The organism is Sphingopyxis sp. 550B (assembly GCF_057401805.1).
Map to the genome: position 1 here is coordinate 2,364,254 of NZ_CM171610.1, position 19,110 is coordinate 2,383,363.

The 19,110-nt window shown below is 65.6% G+C and carries 21 protein-coding genes and 1 tRNA gene; 18 read left to right on the forward strand and 4 right to left on the reverse strand.

The window, feature by feature from the left end; all coding sequences use genetic code 11:
- Positions 1-69: 69 nt before the first annotated feature.
- The 10 genes from AC2S9W_RS11035 to AC2S9W_RS11080 all read left to right on the forward strand — a co-directional run bounded on the left by AC2S9W_RS11035 (position 70) and on the right by AC2S9W_RS11080 (position 6,329).
- The gene (locus AC2S9W_RS11035) at positions 70-1,269 is read left to right on the forward strand and encodes a GNAT family N-acetyltransferase (protein WP_212597419.1); all 1,200 of its coding nucleotides are present in this window, start codon (positions 70-72) and stop codon (positions 1,267-1,269) included.
- Positions 1,266-2,132 carry a cupin-like domain-containing protein gene (locus tag AC2S9W_RS11040; RefSeq protein WP_212597418.1) on the forward strand — a complete coding sequence of 289 codons (867 nt, stop codon included), beginning with the start codon at positions 1,266-1,268 and terminating at the stop codon, positions 2,130-2,132. The genes AC2S9W_RS11035 and AC2S9W_RS11040 overlap by 4 nt, the downstream gene beginning before the upstream one ends.
- A 303-nt stretch (positions 2,133-2,435) precedes the next feature.
- Positions 2,436-2,654, forward strand: a complete 219-nt coding sequence (locus AC2S9W_RS11045; protein ID WP_486570814.1) for a hypothetical protein — start codon at positions 2,436-2,438, stop codon at positions 2,652-2,654.
- Entirely contained in the window at positions 2,655-2,873 is a 219-nt protein-coding gene (gene infA, locus AC2S9W_RS11050) for a translation initiation factor IF-1 (RefSeq protein WP_010162480.1), read from the forward strand.
- A gap of 26 nt (positions 2,874-2,899) precedes the next feature.
- Entirely contained in the window at positions 2,900-3,472 is a 573-nt protein-coding gene (locus AC2S9W_RS11055; protein WP_486570815.1) for a Maf family protein, read from the forward strand.
- Positions 3,465-4,433, forward strand: a complete 969-nt coding sequence (locus AC2S9W_RS11060; protein ID WP_486570816.1) for a ribonuclease — start codon at positions 3,465-3,467, stop codon at positions 4,431-4,433. The genes AC2S9W_RS11055 and AC2S9W_RS11060 overlap by 8 nt, the downstream gene beginning before the upstream one ends.
- Positions 4,423-4,617: a DNA gyrase inhibitor YacG gene (locus AC2S9W_RS11065; RefSeq protein WP_067105818.1), complete on the forward strand. Its 195-nt coding sequence runs from the start codon at positions 4,423-4,425 to the stop codon at positions 4,615-4,617. The genes AC2S9W_RS11060 and AC2S9W_RS11065 overlap by 11 nt, the downstream gene beginning before the upstream one ends.
- Positions 4,618-4,711: 94 nt before the next feature.
- A tRNA-Phe gene (locus AC2S9W_RS11070) sits at positions 4,712-4,787 on the forward strand.
- Positions 4,788-4,995: 208 nt separating this feature from the next.
- Entirely contained in the window at positions 4,996-5,499 is a 504-nt protein-coding gene (locus AC2S9W_RS11075; protein ID WP_212597416.1) for a hypothetical protein, read from the forward strand.
- Positions 5,500-5,513: 14 nt separating this feature from the next.
- Positions 5,514-6,329: a hypothetical protein gene (locus tag AC2S9W_RS11080; protein WP_212597415.1), complete on the forward strand. Its 816-nt coding sequence runs from the start codon at positions 5,514-5,516 to the stop codon at positions 6,327-6,329.
- Positions 6,330-6,471: 142 nt separating this feature from the next.
- Here AC2S9W_RS11080 and AC2S9W_RS11085 read toward each other — a convergent pair whose 3' ends face one another.
- Entirely contained in the window at positions 6,472-7,878 is a 1,407-nt protein-coding gene (locus AC2S9W_RS11085; RefSeq protein WP_486570817.1) for an FAD-binding oxidoreductase, read from the reverse strand.
- A 33-nt stretch (positions 7,879-7,911) separates the two neighbouring features.
- Entirely contained in the window at positions 7,912-9,459 is a 1,548-nt protein-coding gene (locus AC2S9W_RS11090) for an acetolactate synthase large subunit (RefSeq protein WP_486570818.1), read from the reverse strand.
- Positions 9,460-9,675: 216 nt separating this feature from the next.
- Between AC2S9W_RS11090 and AC2S9W_RS11095 the strand changes: the two genes are divergently transcribed.
- Genes AC2S9W_RS11095 through AC2S9W_RS11115 form a run of 5 tightly spaced genes read left to right on the forward strand, consistent with a single transcriptional unit; the run spans position 9,676 to position 13,701 of the window.
- Entirely contained in the window at positions 9,676-10,263 is a 588-nt protein-coding gene (locus AC2S9W_RS11095; RefSeq protein ID WP_104960321.1) for a MaoC family dehydratase, read from the forward strand.
- The gene (locus tag AC2S9W_RS11100) at positions 10,263-10,745 is read left to right on the forward strand and encodes a MaoC family dehydratase (RefSeq protein ID WP_486570819.1); all 483 of its coding nucleotides are present in this window, start codon (positions 10,263-10,265) and stop codon (positions 10,743-10,745) included. Before AC2S9W_RS11095 ends, AC2S9W_RS11100 begins: the two co-directional genes overlap by 1 nt.
- Positions 10,742-11,992: a CaiB/BaiF CoA transferase family protein gene (locus tag AC2S9W_RS11105; protein ID WP_486570820.1), complete on the forward strand. Its 1,251-nt coding sequence runs from the start codon at positions 10,742-10,744 to the stop codon at positions 11,990-11,992. The genes AC2S9W_RS11100 and AC2S9W_RS11105 overlap by 4 nt, the downstream gene beginning before the upstream one ends.
- Positions 11,989-12,900, forward strand: a complete 912-nt coding sequence (locus tag AC2S9W_RS11110; protein ID WP_067105807.1) for an HpcH/HpaI aldolase/citrate lyase family protein — start codon at positions 11,989-11,991, stop codon at positions 12,898-12,900. The genes AC2S9W_RS11105 and AC2S9W_RS11110 overlap by 4 nt, the downstream gene beginning before the upstream one ends.
- 9 nt (positions 12,901-12,909) lie before the next feature.
- A complete protein-coding gene (locus AC2S9W_RS11115) occupies positions 12,910-13,701 on the forward strand; it encodes an IclR family transcriptional regulator (RefSeq protein WP_104959497.1) in 792 nt (263 codons plus the stop codon).
- A gap of 81 nt (positions 13,702-13,782) precedes the next feature.
- On the opposite strand, the gene AC2S9W_RS11120 is transcribed toward AC2S9W_RS11115, so the two are convergent.
- Together AC2S9W_RS11120 and AC2S9W_RS11125 are read right to left on the reverse strand one after the other, a co-directional pair.
- A complete protein-coding gene (locus AC2S9W_RS11120) occupies positions 13,783-14,676 on the reverse strand; it encodes an alpha/beta fold hydrolase (RefSeq protein WP_104959498.1) in 894 nt (297 codons plus the stop codon).
- Positions 14,673-14,954 carry a hypothetical protein gene (locus AC2S9W_RS11125; RefSeq protein ID WP_067105801.1) on the reverse strand — a complete coding sequence of 94 codons (282 nt, stop codon included), beginning with the start codon at positions 14,952-14,954 and terminating at the stop codon, positions 14,673-14,675. The genes AC2S9W_RS11120 and AC2S9W_RS11125 overlap by 4 nt, the downstream gene beginning before the upstream one ends.
- Before the next feature lie 298 nt (positions 14,955-15,252).
- Here AC2S9W_RS11125 and AC2S9W_RS11130 point away from each other — a divergent pair, with 298 nt between their 5' ends.
- From AC2S9W_RS11130 to AC2S9W_RS11140, 3 genes are all read left to right on the forward strand, one after another.
- The gene (locus AC2S9W_RS11130) at positions 15,253-16,407 is read left to right on the forward strand and encodes an acyl-CoA dehydrogenase family protein (protein WP_067105799.1); all 1,155 of its coding nucleotides are present in this window, start codon (positions 15,253-15,255) and stop codon (positions 16,405-16,407) included.
- Positions 16,408-16,541: 134 nt separating this feature from the next.
- Positions 16,542-18,140: a GMC family oxidoreductase gene (locus tag AC2S9W_RS11135; RefSeq protein ID WP_067105797.1), complete on the forward strand. Its 1,599-nt coding sequence runs from the start codon at positions 16,542-16,544 to the stop codon at positions 18,138-18,140.
- Between the two features lie 21 nt (positions 18,141-18,161).
- On the forward strand, positions 18,162-19,049 hold the full coding sequence (locus tag AC2S9W_RS11140; protein WP_486570821.1) for an HpcH/HpaI aldolase/citrate lyase family protein: 888 nt from the start codon (positions 18,162-18,164) through the stop codon (positions 19,047-19,049).
- Positions 19,050-19,110 lie beyond the last annotated feature (61 nt).

A 19,110-nucleotide genomic window follows, 5' to 3' on the forward strand; every position in this document is an offset into this window, starting at 1 on the left:
CGGCCTACGGAAAATCCCTCGCATGAATCGCCACGTCATCTTAACGACTTGCTGTCAGGCTCGCCGCCGATGACGGTCTATCCCGCCTTTCCGGCCCACGATGTGGCGACGCACGAGGACGCCGCGCCGCTGGCGGTGCGCGTCGTCGATCCGCTGTCGCTGTCGCCCGAACTGGCGGCGGCGTGGGACGCGCTGGCGGACGACGCGAGCGAGCCCAACCCCTTTGTCGAACGCTGGTGCCTGCAGCCCGCGCTCCATCTGCTCGACCCCGAACGGCGGGCGCGGCTGGTGATGGTGCGCGACGGCGACGGCGGGCCGGTGATCGGCGTGATGCCGCTCGCGCCGGCGGACCGGTACGGCCGCCTGCCGCTGCGCCATGCGATCGGCTGGGCGCACCCCAACCATTTCCTGGGCCTGCCGCTGGTCCGCGCGGGGTTCGAGCGGCTGTTCTGGTCGATCCTGCTCGGCTGGTGCGACGCCGCGCCCTGGGCGAGAACGCTGGTCCACCTGCCGCGCCTGACCGAGGACGGGCCGCTGCACCGCGCGCTCGCCGATGTGGCGCAGGGGCGCGGCCGTGCGGTCGAAATCGTTCACCGCGAGGAACGCGCGCTGCTCGATAGCCGCCTGTCGCCCGACGCCTATTGGCAGGCCGCCGTGCGCGCCAAGAAGCGCAAGGAATTGCGCCGGCAGACGAAGCGTCTCGCAGATCAGGGCGAGCTTGCCTTTCGCCGCTGGCGGCCGGACGAGCCGCTCGACCCGTGGATCGACGCCTTCCTCGACCTCGAGATGCGCGGCTGGAAGGGGCGCGCCGGATCGGCGCTCGCGAGCCATGGCGAGACCGAGGCCTGGTTTCGCGCGACGCTGGCGGGCGCTGTCGCCGCCGACCGGCTCGCGATGAGCGCGCTCGATCTCGACGGCCGGCCGCTCGCGATGCTGATCCATTTCCTCTGCCCACCCGGCGGCTTCTCGTTCAAGACGGCGTTCAACGAGGCTTATGCGCGCTTCTCCCCCGGCGTCCTCCTCCAGCGCGAGAATCTCGACCTGCTCGATGATCCGGCGATCGACTGGGTGGACAGTTGCGCGGTGCCGCATCATCCGATGATCGACAGCATCTGGCGCGAGCGCCGGCGGCTGGTCTGGGTCAATGTGCCGCTGTCCGCCGCGCCCGATCGCTGGCGCTTCGACGCGCTGACCCGGATCGAGGCGATCTGGCGGCGCTGGAAGCGCTCGCATTCCACCCCTTCCGACGCCATACAGGACCCGTCATGACCATGCATCAGGCGATCGCCACTCCGATCTTTCCCGCCGAGACGCTCGACCGCATGGCCGAACTCTATCCCTCGCAGGCCGGATTGCTTCACCATCGGCTCGATGAGCATCCGTTGCTGTCGCTGGGCGCGCTGGCCGCGCTCGGCGAGAGCCTGCCCGCGGGGCAGGTCGAATATAATCCCGGCGACCTGCCGGTCGGCATCCGGCCCGAGGACGTCCCGTCGAACGGCCTGTCGATCGGCGAGACGATCCGCACCATCGAGACCAACCGGAGCTGGGCGGTGCTCAAGAATATCGAGACGGAGGCCGGCTATCGCGCGCTGTTGATGGACTTGCTCGGCGAGCTCGAACCGGTCGTCGCACCGCGCACCGGCGCCATGCTGATGCCGCAGGGCTTTCTCTTCATCTCGTCGCCCGGGTCGATCACCCCCTATCATTTCGATCCCGAGCACAACATCCTGCTGCAACTGCGCGGCCGCAAGGTGATGCACGTCTGGCCCGCGGGGGACGAGCGCTTCGCCGACCGGCGCGAGCATGAGCGCTATCACACCGGCGGCCATCGCAACCTGCCGTGGCAGGACGCCTTTCGCGGCGGCGAGCAGCAGGTGCCGCTCGGCCCCGGCGACGCGGTGCTGGTGCCGGTGATGGCCCCGCATTTCGTCGCCAACGGCGATGCGCCGTCGATCTCGCTGTCGATCACCTGGCGCAGCGAATGGAGCTATCGCGAGTCCGAGGCGCACGCCGCCAACGCGCTGCTGCGGCGTCTGGGGCTCGACCCCGCGATGCCGCCGCGCTGGCCGGACTATGCGCGGGCAAAGACGGTGGGCTGGCGGATCGCCCGGAAACTCAAGCTGGTGTCATGATGATTTGCCTCACGCAAAGGCGTAAATAAAGGCGACTATGTATTTTGCAAACGCGCTGGCGCCGGCCTTCGAGCGGAAGGCGACTGCCGGTATGTTTAGAATCTTGTCATTCCCGCGAAAGCGGGAATCCAGCGTGGGGGCAGCCGACGCATACCCTGGATTCCCGCTTTCGCGGGAATGACAAAGGTGGGGAAGGCAGGCGAATGTCCGCTTCCCACCCCAAAGCCGGCGTCCTCGCTTGCGTTTGCAATCGATATAATCGCCAAATAAAAGATCTCACACAAAGACACAAAGAGGGCGACTGTGCTCCGCGACATCGTGCATGATGCGCGCAGCGCTTTAAAAAACGGCCGCCTGCGGCGGCAAGCACGCTTGCAAGGCGGCGCACCCTCTTTGTGTCTTTGCGTGAAGCAAATTCTTCATGCCTTCAGCGTGAAGGCCACCCCCGCGACAGATGGCTTTCCATTGCGCCGATTTGGCGTTATGGGCGCGCATCCGAATATTCGAGCCCCCAGAGGATAGATGGCGAAAGAAGAACTTCTGGAAATGCGCGGCCAGGTGGTCGAACTGCTGCCGAACGCGATGTTTCGCGTCAAACTGGAAAACGACCACGAGATTCTGGGCCACACGGCCGGCAAGATGCGCAAGAACCGCATCCGCGTGCTGGTGGGCGACGAGGTGCTCGTCGAACTCACCCCCTATGACCTGACCAAGGGTCGGATCACCTATCGCTTCAAATGAGCGGTGCGGCGACGATGCCCGCCCCCATGCGACATCTGGTCCTCGCTTCGACATCGCCGCGCAGGCGTGAGCTGCTGGCGCGGATCGGCCTGACGCCGTCGCGCATCGCCGCGCCCGAGATCGACGAAACGCCGCTGAAGGGCGAGAGCCCGCGCGCCTATGTCGCGCGCCTCGCCGAAAGCAAGGCGTGCGCGGTCGAGCGGGCGGCGGACGAGGTCGTGCTCGCCGGCGACACGACGGTCGCGGTCGGTCGCCGCATTCTGGAAAAGCCGGCCGACGAGGCGGATTTGCGCCGCATGCTGGCGCTGCTGTCGGGACGCCGGCACCATGTGCATTCGGGCGTCTGCGTCGTCGATGCCGATGGCAGGGCGCGGGCGCGCGTTGCCGACACCGTCGTCGCCTTCAAGCGGCTGACCCCTGCCGAGATCGACTGGTATGTCGCGAGCGGCGAGGGCATGGGCAAGGCGGGCGGCTATGCGATCCAGGGGCGCGCCGAAATCTTCGTCCGCTTCCTGTCGGGAAGCCATTCGAACGTCGTCGGCCTGCCGCTGTTCGAGACGCGGGCGCTGCTGACCGCCGCAGGCATTCCGCTTGGCTGAGTGGCTTTATGAGGCCGGGATCGGCGAGGCGCGCGCCGCGCTGGTTGAGGACGGCCGCATCGTCGAGGCGCGGATCGAGCGCGAAGGCGAGGGGCCGCGTGTCGGGGCGATCCTGACGGCACGGCTCGTCGAACCGGGCCGGTTGTCGCTCGACGCGCCGGGCGAGCCGGTCGCGACGATCGCCGCGCCGGGCGTCCCGCTCGGCAGCCGCCTGACGGTCGAGATCACCCGCATGGCGCTGCGCGAGCGCGGCCGCGACAAGCCGGCGCGCGCGCGGCTGGCGGATGACGGCACCCAGCCTTCGCCGGGCCCCGACCTGCGCGCGCGGATCGCCGCCACCGGGATTCCCGTCGCTGATCTGCCCGCGACCGGGCCCGACCGGCTCGAAGCGGCCGGCTGGTCCGAACTGATCGACCGCGTCCGCACGGGATACTGGCCTTTTGGGGGCGGGGCGCTGTGGGTCGATGCGACCCCGGCGATGCTGCTGATCGATATCGACGGCGAAGGCGACGCCTTCGCGCTCGCGAAGGGGGGCGCGGCGGCGGCGGTGCATGTCGTGCGCTGCTGCGACGTCGGCGGCGCGATCGGCATCGACTTTCCGTCCTTGCCCGGGCGTGCCGAGCGGCAGGCGATCGACGGGCTGATCGATGCCCTGTTGCCGCAGCCTTTCGAGCGCACGGCGGTCAACGGCTTCGGCTTTCTTCAGATCGTGCGGCGGCGCGAACGGCCGTCGCTGATCGAGCAGGTGCGATTCGACCCGGTTGCGACCGATGCGGCGTTGCTGCTGCGGCAGGCGGGGCGCGCGGTGGGGACGGGAGCGCTGCAACTTGTGACGCGCCCGGCCGTTGCCGAATGGATCGGCGCGCATCCACACTGGATCGATGCCTTGCAGAAGAAGAGCGGCCGCGCCGTGGCGGTCGTCCCCGATGCGCAGATAAAAGGAGCGGGCCATGCCCAATGAACGTTCGGCGAGGACGCGGCGCTGCCCGCTGTGCGGCAAGCCGCGCGACGAGGCGTACAAGCCCTTCTGCAGCCGTGGCTGCCGCGATCGCGACCTCAACGCATGGTTCGGCGAGGGCTATCGGGTGCCCGTCGACCAGGCCCCGGACGGCGCCGCCGACGGCGGCCGGCAAAGCGAAGATTGAGGGGCGCGACGGACGCCACAAAGGCTCTGGACAGGATCGAAAGCCCTGCCTATAGCCGCCGCTCTCCCGCCCGGCCGTCAGCCGCGGCGGCGATGCCCGGGTAGCTCAGTTGGTAGAGCATGCGACTGAAAATCGCAGTGTCGGTGGTTCGATCCCGCCCCCGGGCACCATTTGGCCTTTTAAGGCAATGTCCGGGATCTCCCAGTAAGCGGCTGGTTTCCAGAACTTTTCTGAGCGAATCGCCGAACCGTCGCCCGGATTTCGGGTTTCCGGAATTTCAGTCGAGTGGTCCTGCCGTTCCCAAATGCGATGCTCTTGAATAGCAGTTGACGACTTGCAGAACGATGATGAACAAGGGGGGATGGGAGGCGAAATATTGTGGGCGAACGGACGATCGAGCTTTGGGGATGGATAGTCGCTTGCGTCGCCTTTTTTGTTCCCATGCTCGCGGTCCTGGCGCTTTCATTCCTGGCCCTTTCTGACGCCGCTACCCCTGAAGTTCTGGTCGACATCAGACCATCCGAAAAGGCGATCGATCTTTTCGCCTCCTTGACACAGGTCATGATTACCATGTCGGTGGGGTTGGTCGTTGCGGCGCTGTGGTTGTTTCGGCAGCCGCTGAAGCCCAGATATCGGCGATTCCAGGGCGCGATGCTTATCGCATCCATGCTGGCGGCTCTTGTCACCTTTTATTCCGGCCTCCGATTTCTCTATGACAGCGGCGTCCAGCTTACGCTGATGCCGTTCGAGTTCGGCCTTGTGAGATCGCGGCTCTATTGGGAAGGCATAGGCCTTCTTGCCCAGCTGTCGGTCTTGTCTTTCACCGCCGTGGTCCATCATTATTATCGGGACGGCCGATATCGCACAGGGGGGCGCGGTTGATGCGATTATGCCATTTGGCGATGCTAGCGGTTCTCGGGGGATGCGGTAGCGGGGCGCGTGCGCAGGAGCCCGTTGCATCTTATGCCGAACGACAAGCTGCACTGAAAACCGCGGTCAGCCAGGAGTTTCGGCAAGTTGAGCGGGTGAACTGCATTCCCGCCCCGGATAATAATTGTGCTTTCTTCGGCCTGGTCATCGAATCTCAAGCCAGCACTATTTGCAGTGATACGGTCCTGCCAGTCGACCAGTATCGGTCGGCAACCGGCGTGAAGTACGGCCTTATCATGAAGGTCACGATCCGCGCGAACCACCCCGCGCCCGCAGACATCGAAACACCAATTCTGTTTTTATTGCCGCACGGCGAACCGCAAGGCGTCTGTGCGCCAGAACAGCTTTTGATTGCCAATACCCCCGTCTCCGTCCGCATCCCGCGTTGGAAACGGCTTTCGTGGAATGGACTTGAAAGCCTCCCGGACGCCGAGCGCGTCCAGCCCGATTTTGGCGATATCTTAAGCGGAAGCCTCGGGGGATTGTTGGGAGGCATCGCCACATCACAAGCGGCGATCCGCGCTCCAGGCATTCTGGACTGGATATTCAACAGCGGTCGGCAGGAGCCCGTTAAATTGCGCATCAGCTCACAGCCCGCCGGAGGAATCGTTTATGTTGGAAGCCGAATGATCGGCACGACGGAGCAGGCATTCGGCCTGACACCGACCCAGTTCAAGAATGCGTTTGTGCTGTTGAAGGGAAAAAAGATACCCATCAACACATGCACACAGATTGGCGGCGATTCCTGGGTCAAGATCGCCTGCCAATTGTCGGCGGAATAGTATCTTTTTCCTATAATTTTCTCCACGGCGGATCGTCTTCAATCGGCCGGAATAACCGGAACAAGTTGTCGAGCCGTCGCTCGGATGGGGAGCTTCGCGCTGAGCCTCCTTCCCTAAGTGGACCATCCGCCTCACAAATTGGTCAGGCTCCGCTGTCGGGGATGAGGACCTTGCCCGGATTGAGCAGATTCAGCGGATCGAGCGCGGCCTTGACCAGTCGCATGGTGGCGATTTCTTCCGGGGTTCGGGATGAAGACAGCCAGGCGCGCTTTTCCAGTCCGATGCCATGCTCGGCGGAGATCGATCCGCCGATCGCTTCGAGCGGGCGATAGACGAGCTCCTCCGCGCGGTGGCGCGCCTCTTCGCTCCACGGGCGCGGAGCGACGCTGATGTGCAGATTGCCGTCCCCCAGATGGCCGAACACCATCAGCTTGCCCTGGCCCGCCCATTCGGCGTCGACCGAAGCGGTCAGGCCCGCGACATAATCGGGCATCGCCGTCACGGGCAGGCTCACGTCGAACACCGCGCAGGGCATCATCGCCTCCATGATTCCGGGGATATCCTCGCGGATGCCCCAGATCGCGCCACGCTGGGCGCCCGACGACGCGATCACCGCGTCGGCGGCCAGTCCGCCGGCGAGCGTTTCCTCCATCAATGCCGTGAAGAACGTCTCGTCGCGCCCCGGGTCCATGCCGGACGCTTCGACGATGACATAATAGGCGTGCCCGGCGGGGAGCGGCGGTTGGTGCCGCCCGCTGTCGATCGCGATCGCCCGGTAATGCGATTCCCACATCACCTCGAACGAGGTCAGCATGGCGCCGAGCCTGCCGCTGCACAGCGAAAGCAGCCCGGTGATGCCATCGAAATCGTCCACTGCCAGCAAGGCGGTGGCGGTGGTCAGGGGCTTGGGATGCAACCGCAGGACGGCGCGAGTGACCAGGCCCAGCGTCCCCTCGCTGCCGATGAACATCTGCTTGAGGTCATAGGCGGCATTATTCTTGAGCAGATGGTTCATTGACGACAGCACCGTGCCGTCGGCGAGAACGACTTCCAGCCCCAGGACATTCTCGCGCGTCATGCCATAGCGGACCACCTGATTGCCGCCGGCGTTGGTCGAGACGGTTCCGCCGATCGTGGCCGACCCCCGTGCCCCCAGATCGACCGCATAGATCAGATCGTGCTCCAGCGCCGCGTCCTGCGCGGCCTGCAGCGGCACGCCCGCCTCAACCGTCATCGTTCGCCCGACCGGGTCGACCGCTTCGACCGCGCGCATCCGTTCGAACGATATCTGCAGTTCATGGCCGGCCGCGTCGGTGCCGTGGACCAGTCCGCTCAGCCCGCCCGCGGCGATGACGGGCTGGCGGCGCGCGTGGCACAGGCGCATGATCCGGGACAGTTCGTCCGTCGAGCGCGGCCGGACGATGGCGGCGGCCATGCAGGACGAGAAACCGAGCCAGTCGCCCGGCCGTTTGGCAAGCTCGGCGCCGGCGATGACGCCGCCATCCCCCGCGATGGCCCTGATGGCGTCGAGCAGATCGTCCTGTGGCATGGCTGCGTCTCCTGGCGGCGGGATATGGTGGGGTCAGATCAGGACTTCGATCAGGTGCGGTCCCTTGTCGGCCAGCGCTTCGTCCAGCGCTTCGCGTAGCTCTTCCGACGTCGTGGCTCTGCGTGCCGGCACCCCCATGCCCTCGCTGATCGAAACCCAGTCGATCGCCGGATTGCGCAGATCGAGCATCGACAGCGCCTTGGGGCCGGGGTTCTGCACGCCCACGCGCATCAGTTCGATGTTGAGGATGGCATAGCTGCCGTTGTTGATGAGGATCGTGGTGACATCCAGCTTTTCGCGCGCCATCGTCCACAGCGCCTGGCAGGTATACATCGCGCTGCCGTCGGCCTGGAGCGCGATCACCTTGCGTTCGGGGCACGCCACCGCCGCTCCCACGGCGAGCGGCAGGCCGATCCCGATCGCGCCGCCGGTCAGCGTCAGCCAGTCGTGCGGCGCGGCGCCCGCCGTATACGGAAATAGCGCGATGCCGGACGTGTTCGCCTCGTCGGTGACGATCGCGTCCTTCGGCAGCGCGGCCGCGATGACCGCACCCAGTTTCACCGGATCGAGCCGGCCGCCGTCGATGGGCGGCGTTCCCGCCTGCTGGACCAGCGCCGGCTCGGCCGGGGCGCCCAGCGCGTCGGCGAGATCGGTCAGCGCCTGCTCGACATCTTCTTCCGCGGAGGCGAGCCGGGCCGCGCGCGCGCCATCGGGCGAAAGCCGGCTGGGCTTGCCGGGATAGGCGAAGAAGGACACCGGTGGTTCGCAGCCGCAAAAGACGATCGCCTTGAAATCCTGCAGATATTCCTGCGCCTGTTCGCCGAAATAGGGGAGTCTCTCCACCGCCACGCGGCCCGCCCCGCGCTGCAGCCGGGCGGGGAACGTCTCGCAGATCAGGCGCGCGCCCGTCGCCGCTGCAATACGCCCGGCCTGCTCGAGCGCGCCTTCGCGCAGCGCGCGTCCGCCCAGGAAGATCGCTTTCGGCGCATCGGCTTCGCGAAGCAGCGTCGCGACCTCTTCGATCACCGCCGCCGGGACCGTCGGCGCGGCCGGCGCCGGGCGCACCGCGACGCTCGCGCTGCCCTCGGTCCACGCATGGTTGGCGGGGGCGATCAGGGTCGCGATACGCCCGGGATAGGCGGTGGCGACCGCCATCGCCTCGGCACCGGCCTGCGGCAGGTCGCGTTCGGACCGCGACGCCTTGACCCAATCGGACATCGGCCTTGCGACGCCCGCCAGATCGCTGGTCAGCGGCGAATTATATTGCAGATGATAGGTCGCATGATCGCCGACGACGTTGACGACGGGCGATCCGGCCCGCCGCGCATTGTGCAGATTGGCGAGGCCGTTGGCGAGGCCGGGGCCGAGGTGGAGCAGGGTCATCGCCGGCTTGTCGGCCATGCGGCCGTAACCGTCGGCCGCGCCCGTGACCACGCCTTCGAACAGGCCCAGTATCGCGCGCATCCCGTGCTGCCGGTCGATCGCGGCGACGAGCTGCATCTCGGACGTTCCGGGATTGGTGAAACATACTTCGACGCCTGCCTGGGCCAGGGTTTCGATCAGAGCTTCGGCGCCGTTCATACATATCTCCCCTTTATCTCGATCGCGGCCGGTCCGGTGGCGTGGCGAACCGATTGATAGCCGATGGCAGCCGCGACGAAATGACCTAGCGCAAAACGCACGCTTCTCCCGCATCAATTGTCGGCCGTCATGGCGATATCGTGCCTGCCTACGGTTTCGGCGATGGATTCCGATCCCGCCCATGCGACGCAATGCAGCGATCTCATCGCATCTGTAATGACAAGGCCGCAACGCGCTTTGCCACCTTGCCGCCTTCCCGCGAACATCGCATCGCAAAGCGTGCGGCGGCAGCAGGAGAAGGAAGTCGTGTCGAACGACGTGCGAGCGCGAGCGGAGCTTTGGGCAAAGGGGCGGCTGTTCGAGGATTTCCACGAGGGGCAAAGATTCGATCATCATTGGGGGCGGACGATATTGGAGAGCGATACCATGCTCTTCTCCACCCTGACCCTGTCCTTCAATCCGCTTTACTTCAATCGCAGCTATGCGGTCGCTCATGGTCATCCCGACATCGTGGTCAATCCACAGCTGGTGTTCAACGTCGTGCTCGGCCTGACGGTCGAGGATTGCAGTGAGATCGGCGGGCCGTTCCTGGGCGTGTTCGACCTCGACTATCATCGCCCGGTCTATCCCGGCATTACCCTGCGCGCGCGCAGCGAGACGATCGAGGCGCGCCTGTCCGCCAGCAATCCGGCGAACGGTATCGTGACCTGGAAGACGGAAGGCCTCGACGACGCGGGCGAACGGATCGTGTCCTTCCGGCGCTCGAACCTGGTCGCGCGGCGCTTTCCCGAAGGAGCGGAGTGATGGAGAAGCTGTCGAGCCTGACGGGCACAGCCAACTATTTCGAGGATTTTGCGGTCGGCGACGCGATCCGGCACCAGCGCGGCAAGACGATCACCCCGCTCGAAAACGTCCTTATCACCAACATGGTGATGAATACGGCGCAGGGGCATTTCAACGAGCACCATATGGCGAATTCGCCGTTCCGGAAGATATTGTCCTATGGCGGTGTCAACTTCTCGATGGTGCTGGGTCTCGCGTCGCAGGATTGCTGCGAGAATGCGCTGGCGGAACTGCGGCTCGACAATATCCGGCTGACGAAGTCGGTCACGCACGGCGATACGCTCTATGCCTGTTCGGAGGTGCTGGAGAAGCGCGACGCCGATCGTGACGATGCGGGCATCGTCGTCTTCAAGCATTATGGCTACAACCAGCATGACGAACTGGTCGCCGAGGTCGAGCGCACCGTGCTGCTGAAGCGCAAGAGCCATTGGGGCGACCGGTGAGCGCGCCGCGCTTCGGAGCGCTGTCCGACATCCGGATCATCGACCTGACGCAGATGCTGGCCGGGCCCTATGGGACGATGATGCTCGCCGATCAGGGTGCAGAGGTCATCAAGATCGAGAGCCCCGAGGGCGACATGAGCCGCGCCGCGGCGGGAAAGGCGCAAGCCGCCGGCGAAAGGAAGCTTTCGGGATATTTCCAGAGCATCGGGCGCAACAAGGACAGCGTCGTCCTCGATCTCAAGACTCAGGGCGGCGTGCGGGCGCTGAAGGCACTGGTCCGCGACGCCGACGCAGTGGTCGAGAACTTCCGCCCGGGGGTCATGGACCGGCTGGGTCTGGGCTGGGATGTGCTGCGCGCGATCAACCCGCGGCTCGTCTATGGATGCCTGCGCGGTTTCGGCGACCCGCGTACCGGGGCTTCCCCCTATCAGGATTGGCCGGCGTTCGACGTCGTCGCGCAGGCGATGGGCGGCATCATGGCGATCACCGGCCCCGATGCCGCGACGCCGACGAAGGTCGGGCCGGGGGTGGGCGACATCATACCGGGCATGATGCTGGGCTTCGGCGTGCTGGCGGCAATCCACCATGCGCGGCGGACCGGCGAGGGGCAGATCGTCGACGTCGCGATGACCGACGCCGTGCTTGCGGTGTGCGAGCGCAGCGTGTGGCAGCGATCGTTCGACGGTGTCCTGCCGGGGCCGGAGGGCAATCATCATCCCTTCCTCTGCCCCTTCGGCATGTATCCCGCGTCGGACGGGTTCGTCACGCTGGCGGCCCATATCGACAGTTTCTTCGCCTCGCTGTGCGATGCGATCGACGCGCCGCAACTCGCGACCGATCCCGATTTCGCGCGGCAGGATGCACGGTCGGCCAATCGGTTAAGCCTGATTGCGATCCTCAGCGACATCACGCGGCGCTTCACCAAGGCGGAGCTGGTCGCCCGGCTCGGCGGGCGCATGCCCTTCGGCCCGGTGATGAACATTGCCGAGATCGCCGAAGATCCGCATTTTGCCGCGCGCGAAATGATCGTGACGGTGGACGAGCCGGGGCAGCCCGACGCCACCGTGGCGGGCGTGCCCGTCAAGATGACCGTAACGCCCGGTGGGGTGCGCCGGCGCGCGCCCTTTCTTGGCGAACATACCCGCGTCCGCCTGATCGAGGCGGGCCTGACCGAAGACGAGATCGAAGGGCTGATCGCTCGCCGAGAGGCCGCCAGCTTTGATACCAACGAAAGGAATTCCGAATGACCCAACGGCCCGCGCGTGCCCGCCGTTCCCAGCTCTCCGTCCCGGGAAGCAGCGAAAAGATGCTGGCGAAAGCTGCCGCCTCGGCTGCGGACCACGTCTTTTGCGACCTGGAGGACGCCGTTGCGCCATCCGCCAAGGTCGAGGCGCGGCAGAAGATCGTCCACGCGCTGAACACGCTCGACTGGGGTGGCAAGACCCGCTGCGTCCGCATCAACGACGTGACCACCCAATGGTGCCACGGCGACATCATCGAGATCGTCGAGGGCGCCGGCGCCAATGTCGATACGATCATGCTGACCAAGCCCTACTGCGCCGCGGACGTGATCTTCCTCGATCGCATGCTCGGCCAGCTCGAACAGAAGCTGTCGCTGGACAGGCGGATCGGCATCGAGGTTCTGATCGAAGAAGTCGAGGCGCTTCAGAATGTCGAGGAAATCGCCCGCTGTTCGGATCGGATGGAGGCGCTGATCTTTGGCATGGGCGATTATTCGGGATCGCAGGGAATCGAGACGAAGAATATCGGATCGACCGACGGTTATCCGGGCGACATCTTCCACTATGCCCGTTTTCGCATCACCATGGCCGCGCGTGCCGCGGGTATCGATGCGGTCGACGGACCGTTCGCCAATTTCAAGGACGACGCGGCCTATCGCCAGGAAGCGGAACGCGCCAAGGCGCTCGGCATGGTCGGCAAATGGGCAATCCATCCGTCGCAGATCCAGCCCGCTCTCGATGTGTTCAGCCCCTCGCGGGAGGAAGTCGATCGGGCGCGCCGGATCGAGCAGGCTTATCGCGAGGCCGAAAGCGCGGGGTTGGGCGCGGTGCAGGTCGATGGCGTGATGATCGACGTTGCGGTGCTGCGCCTGACGCGCAATACGCTGCGCAAGGCCGAACTCATAGGGATGTAGGATAGGAACATGTCACGGTCGGTGAAGTCGGCGGAACGGACGCTCGCGCTGTTCGAGCTGTTTTCACGCCGACAGCAGCCGCTGACCGTGGGGCGCATTTCGGCCGAACTCGCGATCCCGCAGGCGAGCACCAGCATGCTGCTCGCCAATCTGCGCGATCTGGGCTACATCACCTATGACGCGCACCGGCGCACCTATGCGCCGACGATCCGCGTCGCGCTGCTCGGTAGCTGGATCAACCGCGAGTTCGACCAGGCGGGATCGCTGACCGCGATCCTGTCGGACCTTCAGCGCGAAGTGCAGGAAACCGTCTTTCTGGGTCTCCAGAACGGACCCTATGCCCAATATATCGCGACCATCCTGCTCAAGAAGCCGCGCGGGATGCGCGTGGAAGCGGGGCAGCACAAACTGCTCACGGCCTCGTCGGTCGGACGAATGCTGCTGTCGCTGAAAAGCGACGGCGAAATCCAGCGCTGGGTGCACCGCTGCAACGCCGAGGCGACCGAGGATCGGCTGCGGATCGGCGTCAGCGAATTCATGGCGATCATCGAGCAGATCCGGCGGCAGGGTTTCACACAGACCCGCGGCGACGTCACGCCGGAATTCGGGGCGATCGCCGTGACCGTGCCCGCACCGCGCGGCTTCATGCCGATGGCGCTGGGCGTCGGCATTCCCGTGGAGCGGATCGAGGCGAAGCATGACATGATCGTCGATGCACTGCGCCACGCCAGCGAACGGCTGAAAATCATCACGCTGCCGCAGCAGGAGCCGAGTTCGCGCGACACGATCCTTGGGCCCTGACCCTAGATCGTACCGCCGCCGGGTGTCGCCTGTGCGGGCGGGCCACCGGGCCTTATGTACGAAGACGATCCTGCCCCGATCTCAAGCCGCGACGCTGCTTTCCCGGGCACGGATTTCATCGAGCACGGGGCGAAGATAGCCGAGGAAGCGCTCGGGGTCCTCGCTCATCGGGAAATGGCCGAGGCCCGGCATCAGGCTGTACTTCGCGCCCTCGACGTGCCGCGCCACCTCTTCCGCCGCTTCGGGCGGCGCCGAATAGTCATATTCGCCGCTCAGCAGGTAGAGCGGACAGACGGCGGTGTCGATATTGGCGACCAGCCCGTTGCGAAGGTCGCCGTCGTCGAAATAATAATAGAGATCTCCGGCAAAGACGCCGGGGCCGCCCTGCATATAATGCCAGATTGTCTCCCACCGGTCCTTGTGCGGCGCTTCCGGCCCGATCAGGCCGGAGATCAGCATCGAGCACATCTCGCCGCCGTGCGCTTCGGGGCGGTTCATGATCGCTTCGTCGCTATATTGGGCGTTGAAGACGCTTTCGGCATGAAGCCCCGATTGCAGACCGATCGCCGCCCGGAACTTCGGACCGTGGCGCAGCGCGAGGTGCAGGACGGCGCGGCCGCCGATCGAGCAGCCCATGACGATGGGGCGGTCGATGCCGAGCGCCTCGATCACCTTCATCACCGTCGCGACATAGCGGTCGCTGGTCAGCAGATAATCGTCGCGCTCCCACCCTTCGGGCGGCGACGACTTGCCGTGATAGGGCAGGTCGAAGGCGATCACCCGATATTGGGACAGCAGCCGTTCGTCGTTCATCAGCGCGCGATACTGGCGACTGTCGGCACCGGCGGTGTGCAGGCAGAGCAGGGGAATGCCTTCGCCGGCCTGCTCGACATAGACGCGGTTGCGGCGCCCCTCGACGTCGATGGTGATGTAGCGGCCGACGGCCGGTTCGAAACAGGGTGCGACGGTGGTCATCCGAACATCCTTCCGGTTGCGAGTTGCTGGAGAATGTCCTTGAGGACATAGGAATAGCGAAACAGCGTCAGGAAGTCGCCCGTCACGTCGGCGCGGCCCGTTTCCGCCATCGCATAGATGTCGTGGCATCCCGGCGGCGGCACCGGTTGCTGGAACGCGGCCCAGGCCTCCGGCGCGATCCGGATCGTGACGTCGGCAGTCTCGTCGGCCGCCGCCGATGCGACCTTTCCGTCGCGCAGCGCCAGCAGCCAACGCCGGTCGCCGGTCTCGATGCGCAAGACGCAGTTTGCGAATCGCAATCTTCGCTGGACCGACGGGTCCGCGTTCAAGGCGTCCAATATCTCGGTCGAAGGCATGGCTACACTCTCCCTGCGACGGCGGTTCGCGCCCGTCCTGTCCGATGCCCCTTGTCTTGCGCGCTTTGTCCTCGCTGTCGAGTTCGCACCTGCTGCGTGCACCCTTCCATTACACATGCGATGAAGCGGGTGGTCGCGTGGCGCCCGGACGCCGATCCGCATAGACGGGAAGCGAGGGCGCCGGTGCAGCGCCGCACGACATGAGATCGGGAGCTTGGCAATGGGGTGGATGACCGAAGAACGCCTGATGATTCAGGAAAGCGCGCGCGATTTCGCGATGAACGAAGTGCTGCCGATCGCGAACCGGCTCGATCCCGTCCAGGGGATCATCCCCGACGATCTGATCCGCAAGATGGGCGAGCTTGGCTATTTCGGCATCGTCGTGCCGGAAAAATACGGCGGCCTGGGATTGGGCGCGTTCGAATATTGCCTTGTCGCCGAGGAACTGGCGCGCGCGTGGATGAGCGTCGGCAGCCTGATCGCGCGCGGCAACAGCATGATCGGCATGGAAAGCATGAGCGAGGAATGGCGCGCCGACGTGCTGCCACGCGTCGCGCGCGGCGAATATCTCGGTGCCTTCGCCATGTCGGAACCGAACGCCGGCAGCGATGTCGCCAACATCAGCACGCGCGCGGTCCGCGACGGCGACGATTATATCATCACCGGCAACAAATATTGGTGCACCTTCGCCGATGGAGCCGACTTCGTCACCGTCATCGCGCGCACCGGAACCGATCCCGACCCGAAGCGCCGCCATGCGGGGCTGTCGGCCTTCGTTCTCGAAAAGCCGCGCGGCGAATTGCCCGCGGGCGTGCAGGGGTCGCCGATCCCGAAGATCGGTTATTTCGGCTGGAAGACATGGGAACTGGCGTTCGACGGCGTGCGCGTTCCCGCTTCGGCATTGCTGGGCGAGGAAGGCAAGGCCTTCTACATGATCGCGCACGGCCTCGAACGCGCGCGGGCGCACACCGCGGCGCGCTCGATCGGTCTCGCGCGCGGCGCGCTGGAGGATGCGCTCGCTTACGCCAAGGAGCGACAGCAGTTCGGCCGACCCATCGCCGAATTTCAGGACATAAGGTTCAAGCTGGCGCGGATGGCGACCGAGATCGAGGCATGCCGCCAGCTCATGTATCATGTCTGCGATCAGATCGACACGGGGCGGCGCTGCGATGCCGAGGCGTCGATGGTCAAATATCTCGCCTCCGAAATGGCAGAGCGCGTCACCAGCGACGCGCTGCAGATATTGGGCGGCGCCGGCTATACCACCCATTATGCCGTCGAGCGCTATTGGCGCGACGCGCGGCTGACCAAGATTTTCGAGGGCACGTCGGAAATCCAGCTGCGGATCATTTCCGACCATCTGCTGGGACGCTGAGCGGCGGGCGGCGGGGCGCCATTCCATCGCAGATGTAATGAGATGGGTGCCCGGCTTGCGCGGGACCCCGCGGCGATGATCATGGCCGGCGAACGAAATGACGGGAGGCGCCGGACAGGTCCGGCGGACGGATCATGCAGCACTATGACTATATCATCGTCGGCGCCGGCTCGGCCGGCTGCGTGCTCGCCAATCGGCTGAGCGAGAGCGGAAAGCACCGGGTGCTGTTGCTGGAGGCGGGGCCGGACAAGGAAAGCTTCTGGGTCCGCACCCCGGCGGGAGTTCCGTTCCTCTACACCGATCCCAGGCTCAACTGGATGTATCATTCGGAAGAGGAGCCGACGCTGGACGGCCGGCGCGTCTATCACCCGCGCGGCATGCTGATGGGGGGATCGAGCGCGATCAACGGCATGGTCTATATCCGCGGCAATCGGTTCGATTACGACCGGTGGGCGGCGGAGGGCAATGCGGGATGGTCGGCCGCCGACGTTCTGCCCTATTTCCGGCGCGCCGAAACCAATCTCGATTTCGTCGACCAGTATCACGGATCGACGGGGCCGATGCGCGTCGCGCGTGCTTCCTATGACATCCCGGTGGTCGACGCCTTCGTCGATTCCGGCCGCGCGGCCGGGCTGCCGCCGACGGAGGATTTCAACGGCGCGCAGCAGGAGGGCGCCCAGCTCTATCAGTTCACGATCAGCGAGGGGCGGCGCAATTCGACGGCCCACTCCTTCCTCCGGCCGGCGCGGCGCCGTCCCAACCTCGAACTGCTCGATCGTGCGCCGGTCAGCCGCCTGATCATCGAGGACGGGCGGGTGCGGGGCGTTTGCTATGTCCGGGGTGGTCAGGAGCACCGCGCCTATGCGCGCGAGACGTTGCTGAGCGGCGGATCGATCAATTCGCCCCAGCTTCTGATGCTGTCGGGGATCGGCCCGGCGGCGCATCTCGCCGAAAACGGCATCGCGGTCGTCCACGATCTGCCGGGCGTCGGCCGCAATCTTCAGGACCATATCAGCGCCCCGGTCAACTACGAGACGCGCGAGGGCATGTCGCTCAACAAGACCCTGTCGGGGGTGCGCAAATATCTCAACGGCGTGCGCTACCTGCTGACGAGGTCGGGACCGCTGTCGCTCGGAACGTCGCAGGCGGCGGCATTCATCCGCACCGATCCCGAAGCGGCGGCGCCCGACATCCAGATCAGCTTCCGCGCCTGGAGCTTCGATTTCAACGCGAGAGGCCAACTCAAGATGCACAGCTATCCGGGGGTACAGGCGGTGGCGATCCTGCTTCGTCCCGAATCGCGCGGAACGCTGACTCTCAATCCGCAGGATCCGCGGCAGGCGCCGGTGCTGCGCTTCAACTATCTGACCGAGGAATATGATCGCGCCACCCTGCTGCGGGGCATCCGATGGATGCGCCGCATCGCCTCTACCGGCGCGTTCGGCGATGCGGTCGTGCGCGAATGCGGGCCGGGCGAACAGCTCCAGAGCGACGACGAAATCCTGTCCTACGTCCGCGAATATGCGCAAAGCGTGATGCATCCTGTCGGTACCTGCAAGATGGGGACCGGCCCCGACGCGGTCGTCGATCCCCGGCTTCGCGTCCATGGCATACCGGGCGTGCGCGTCATCGATGCGTCGATCATGCCCTATGTCGTCAGCGGCAACACCAACGCCCCGACGATCATGATCGCCGAACGCGCCGCTGACCTGATTCTGGCCGACGCCGGCTGACTTCCGTTCGGAGACGCTTTCATGCGATTGCCTTTCAAGCCGCGCCGCACCGCGCTCTACCTGCCCGCGATCAATGCCAGGGCCGTTGCCAAGGCGCGGACACTGCCGGTCGATATCGTCATCCTCGATCTGGAAGACGCGGTCGCGCCGGAGCGAAAGGAAGAAGCGCGTAACGCCGCCGTGGCGGCGGCGCAGGAGGGCGGTTTCGGGGACCGCGAGCTGATCATCCGCGCCAACGGACTCGACACGCCCTGGTGGCGCGACGATCTGGTCGCGGCTGCGCGCTCGGGCGCGGACGGCGTGTTGGTGCCCAAGGTTGGCAGCGCCGCCGACATCGCGCGCTGTGAGGAACTGCTCCGCGATGCGCCGGCGGGACTGTCGCTGTGGGCGATGATCGAGACTTGCGCGGCCGTTGTTGCATTGCCTGCCATCGCGGCCGCCGCGGAGGGCTCGCGCCTTGCGGCAATGGTTCTGGGCACCAACGATCTTGCGAAGGAAATGCGCGCGGCGCTCACGCCTGACCGGCTCGCTTTCCTGCCGATCCTGACCTCCGCCGTCATCGCGGCGCGCGCGCATGGGCTGATCGTACTCGACGGAGTCTGCAACGATTTTCAGGATATCGACCGCTTCGAGGCGGAGTGTCGGCAGGGTCTGGTATTGGGCTTCGACGGCAAGACCATCATCCATCCGCGACAGGTCGATCCGTGCAATGCCGTCTATTCGCCGACCCCCGACGAGGTGCGATGGGCGGAGCGCATCATCACCGCTTTCGATGCGCCCGACCATGCGGGGAAGGGGGTGGTGCAGATCGACGGGCAGATGGTCGAACGGCTTCACCTCGACGATGCGCGACGTGTGCAGGCTACAGCGGCCGCGATAGCACGCCGACGCGATGAATCGGTCGATTGAGAGCGCCATCTCATCACGTCTGTGATGAGTTCGCGTCGGATGGCACCGAATACTCGCACAT

Coding starts and splice junctions, on each gene's coding strand:
- AC2S9W_RS11035 (WP_212597419.1), top strand. CDS start 70: ATGACGGTCTATCCCGCCTTTCCGGCCCACGATGTGGCGACGCACGAG.
- AC2S9W_RS11040 (WP_212597418.1), top strand. CDS start 1,266: ATGACCATGCATCAGGCGATCGCCACTCCGATCTTTCCCGCCGAGACG.
- infA (WP_010162480.1), top strand. CDS start 2,655: ATGGCGAAAGAAGAACTTCTGGAAATGCGCGGCCAGGTGGTCGAACTG.
- AC2S9W_RS11055 (WP_486570815.1), top strand. CDS start 2,900: ATGCGACATCTGGTCCTCGCTTCGACATCGCCGCGCAGGCGTGAGCTG.
- AC2S9W_RS11065 (WP_067105818.1), top strand. CDS start 4,423: ATGCCCAATGAACGTTCGGCGAGGACGCGGCGCTGCCCGCTGTGCGGC.
- AC2S9W_RS11085 (WP_486570817.1), bottom strand. CDS start 7,878: ATGCCACAGGACGATCTGCTCGACGCCATCAGGGCCATCGCGGGGGAT.
- AC2S9W_RS11090 (WP_486570818.1), bottom strand. CDS start 9,459: ATGAACGGCGCCGAAGCTCTGATCGAAACCCTGGCCCAGGCAGGCGTC.
- AC2S9W_RS11095 (WP_104960321.1), top strand. CDS start 9,676: ATGACAAGGCCGCAACGCGCTTTGCCACCTTGCCGCCTTCCCGCGAAC.
- AC2S9W_RS11100 (WP_486570819.1), top strand. CDS start 10,263: ATGGAGAAGCTGTCGAGCCTGACGGGCACAGCCAACTATTTCGAGGAT.
- AC2S9W_RS11110 (WP_067105807.1), top strand. CDS start 11,989: ATGACCCAACGGCCCGCGCGTGCCCGCCGTTCCCAGCTCTCCGTCCCG.
- AC2S9W_RS11115 (WP_104959497.1), top strand. CDS start 12,910: ATGTCACGGTCGGTGAAGTCGGCGGAACGGACGCTCGCGCTGTTCGAG.
- AC2S9W_RS11120 (WP_104959498.1), bottom strand. CDS start 14,676: ATGACCACCGTCGCACCCTGTTTCGAACCGGCCGTCGGCCGCTACATC.
- AC2S9W_RS11130 (WP_067105799.1), top strand. CDS start 15,253: ATGGGGTGGATGACCGAAGAACGCCTGATGATTCAGGAAAGCGCGCGC.
- AC2S9W_RS11135 (WP_067105797.1), top strand. CDS start 16,542: ATGCAGCACTATGACTATATCATCGTCGGCGCCGGCTCGGCCGGCTGC.
- AC2S9W_RS11140 (WP_486570821.1), top strand. CDS start 18,162: ATGCGATTGCCTTTCAAGCCGCGCCGCACCGCGCTCTACCTGCCCGCG.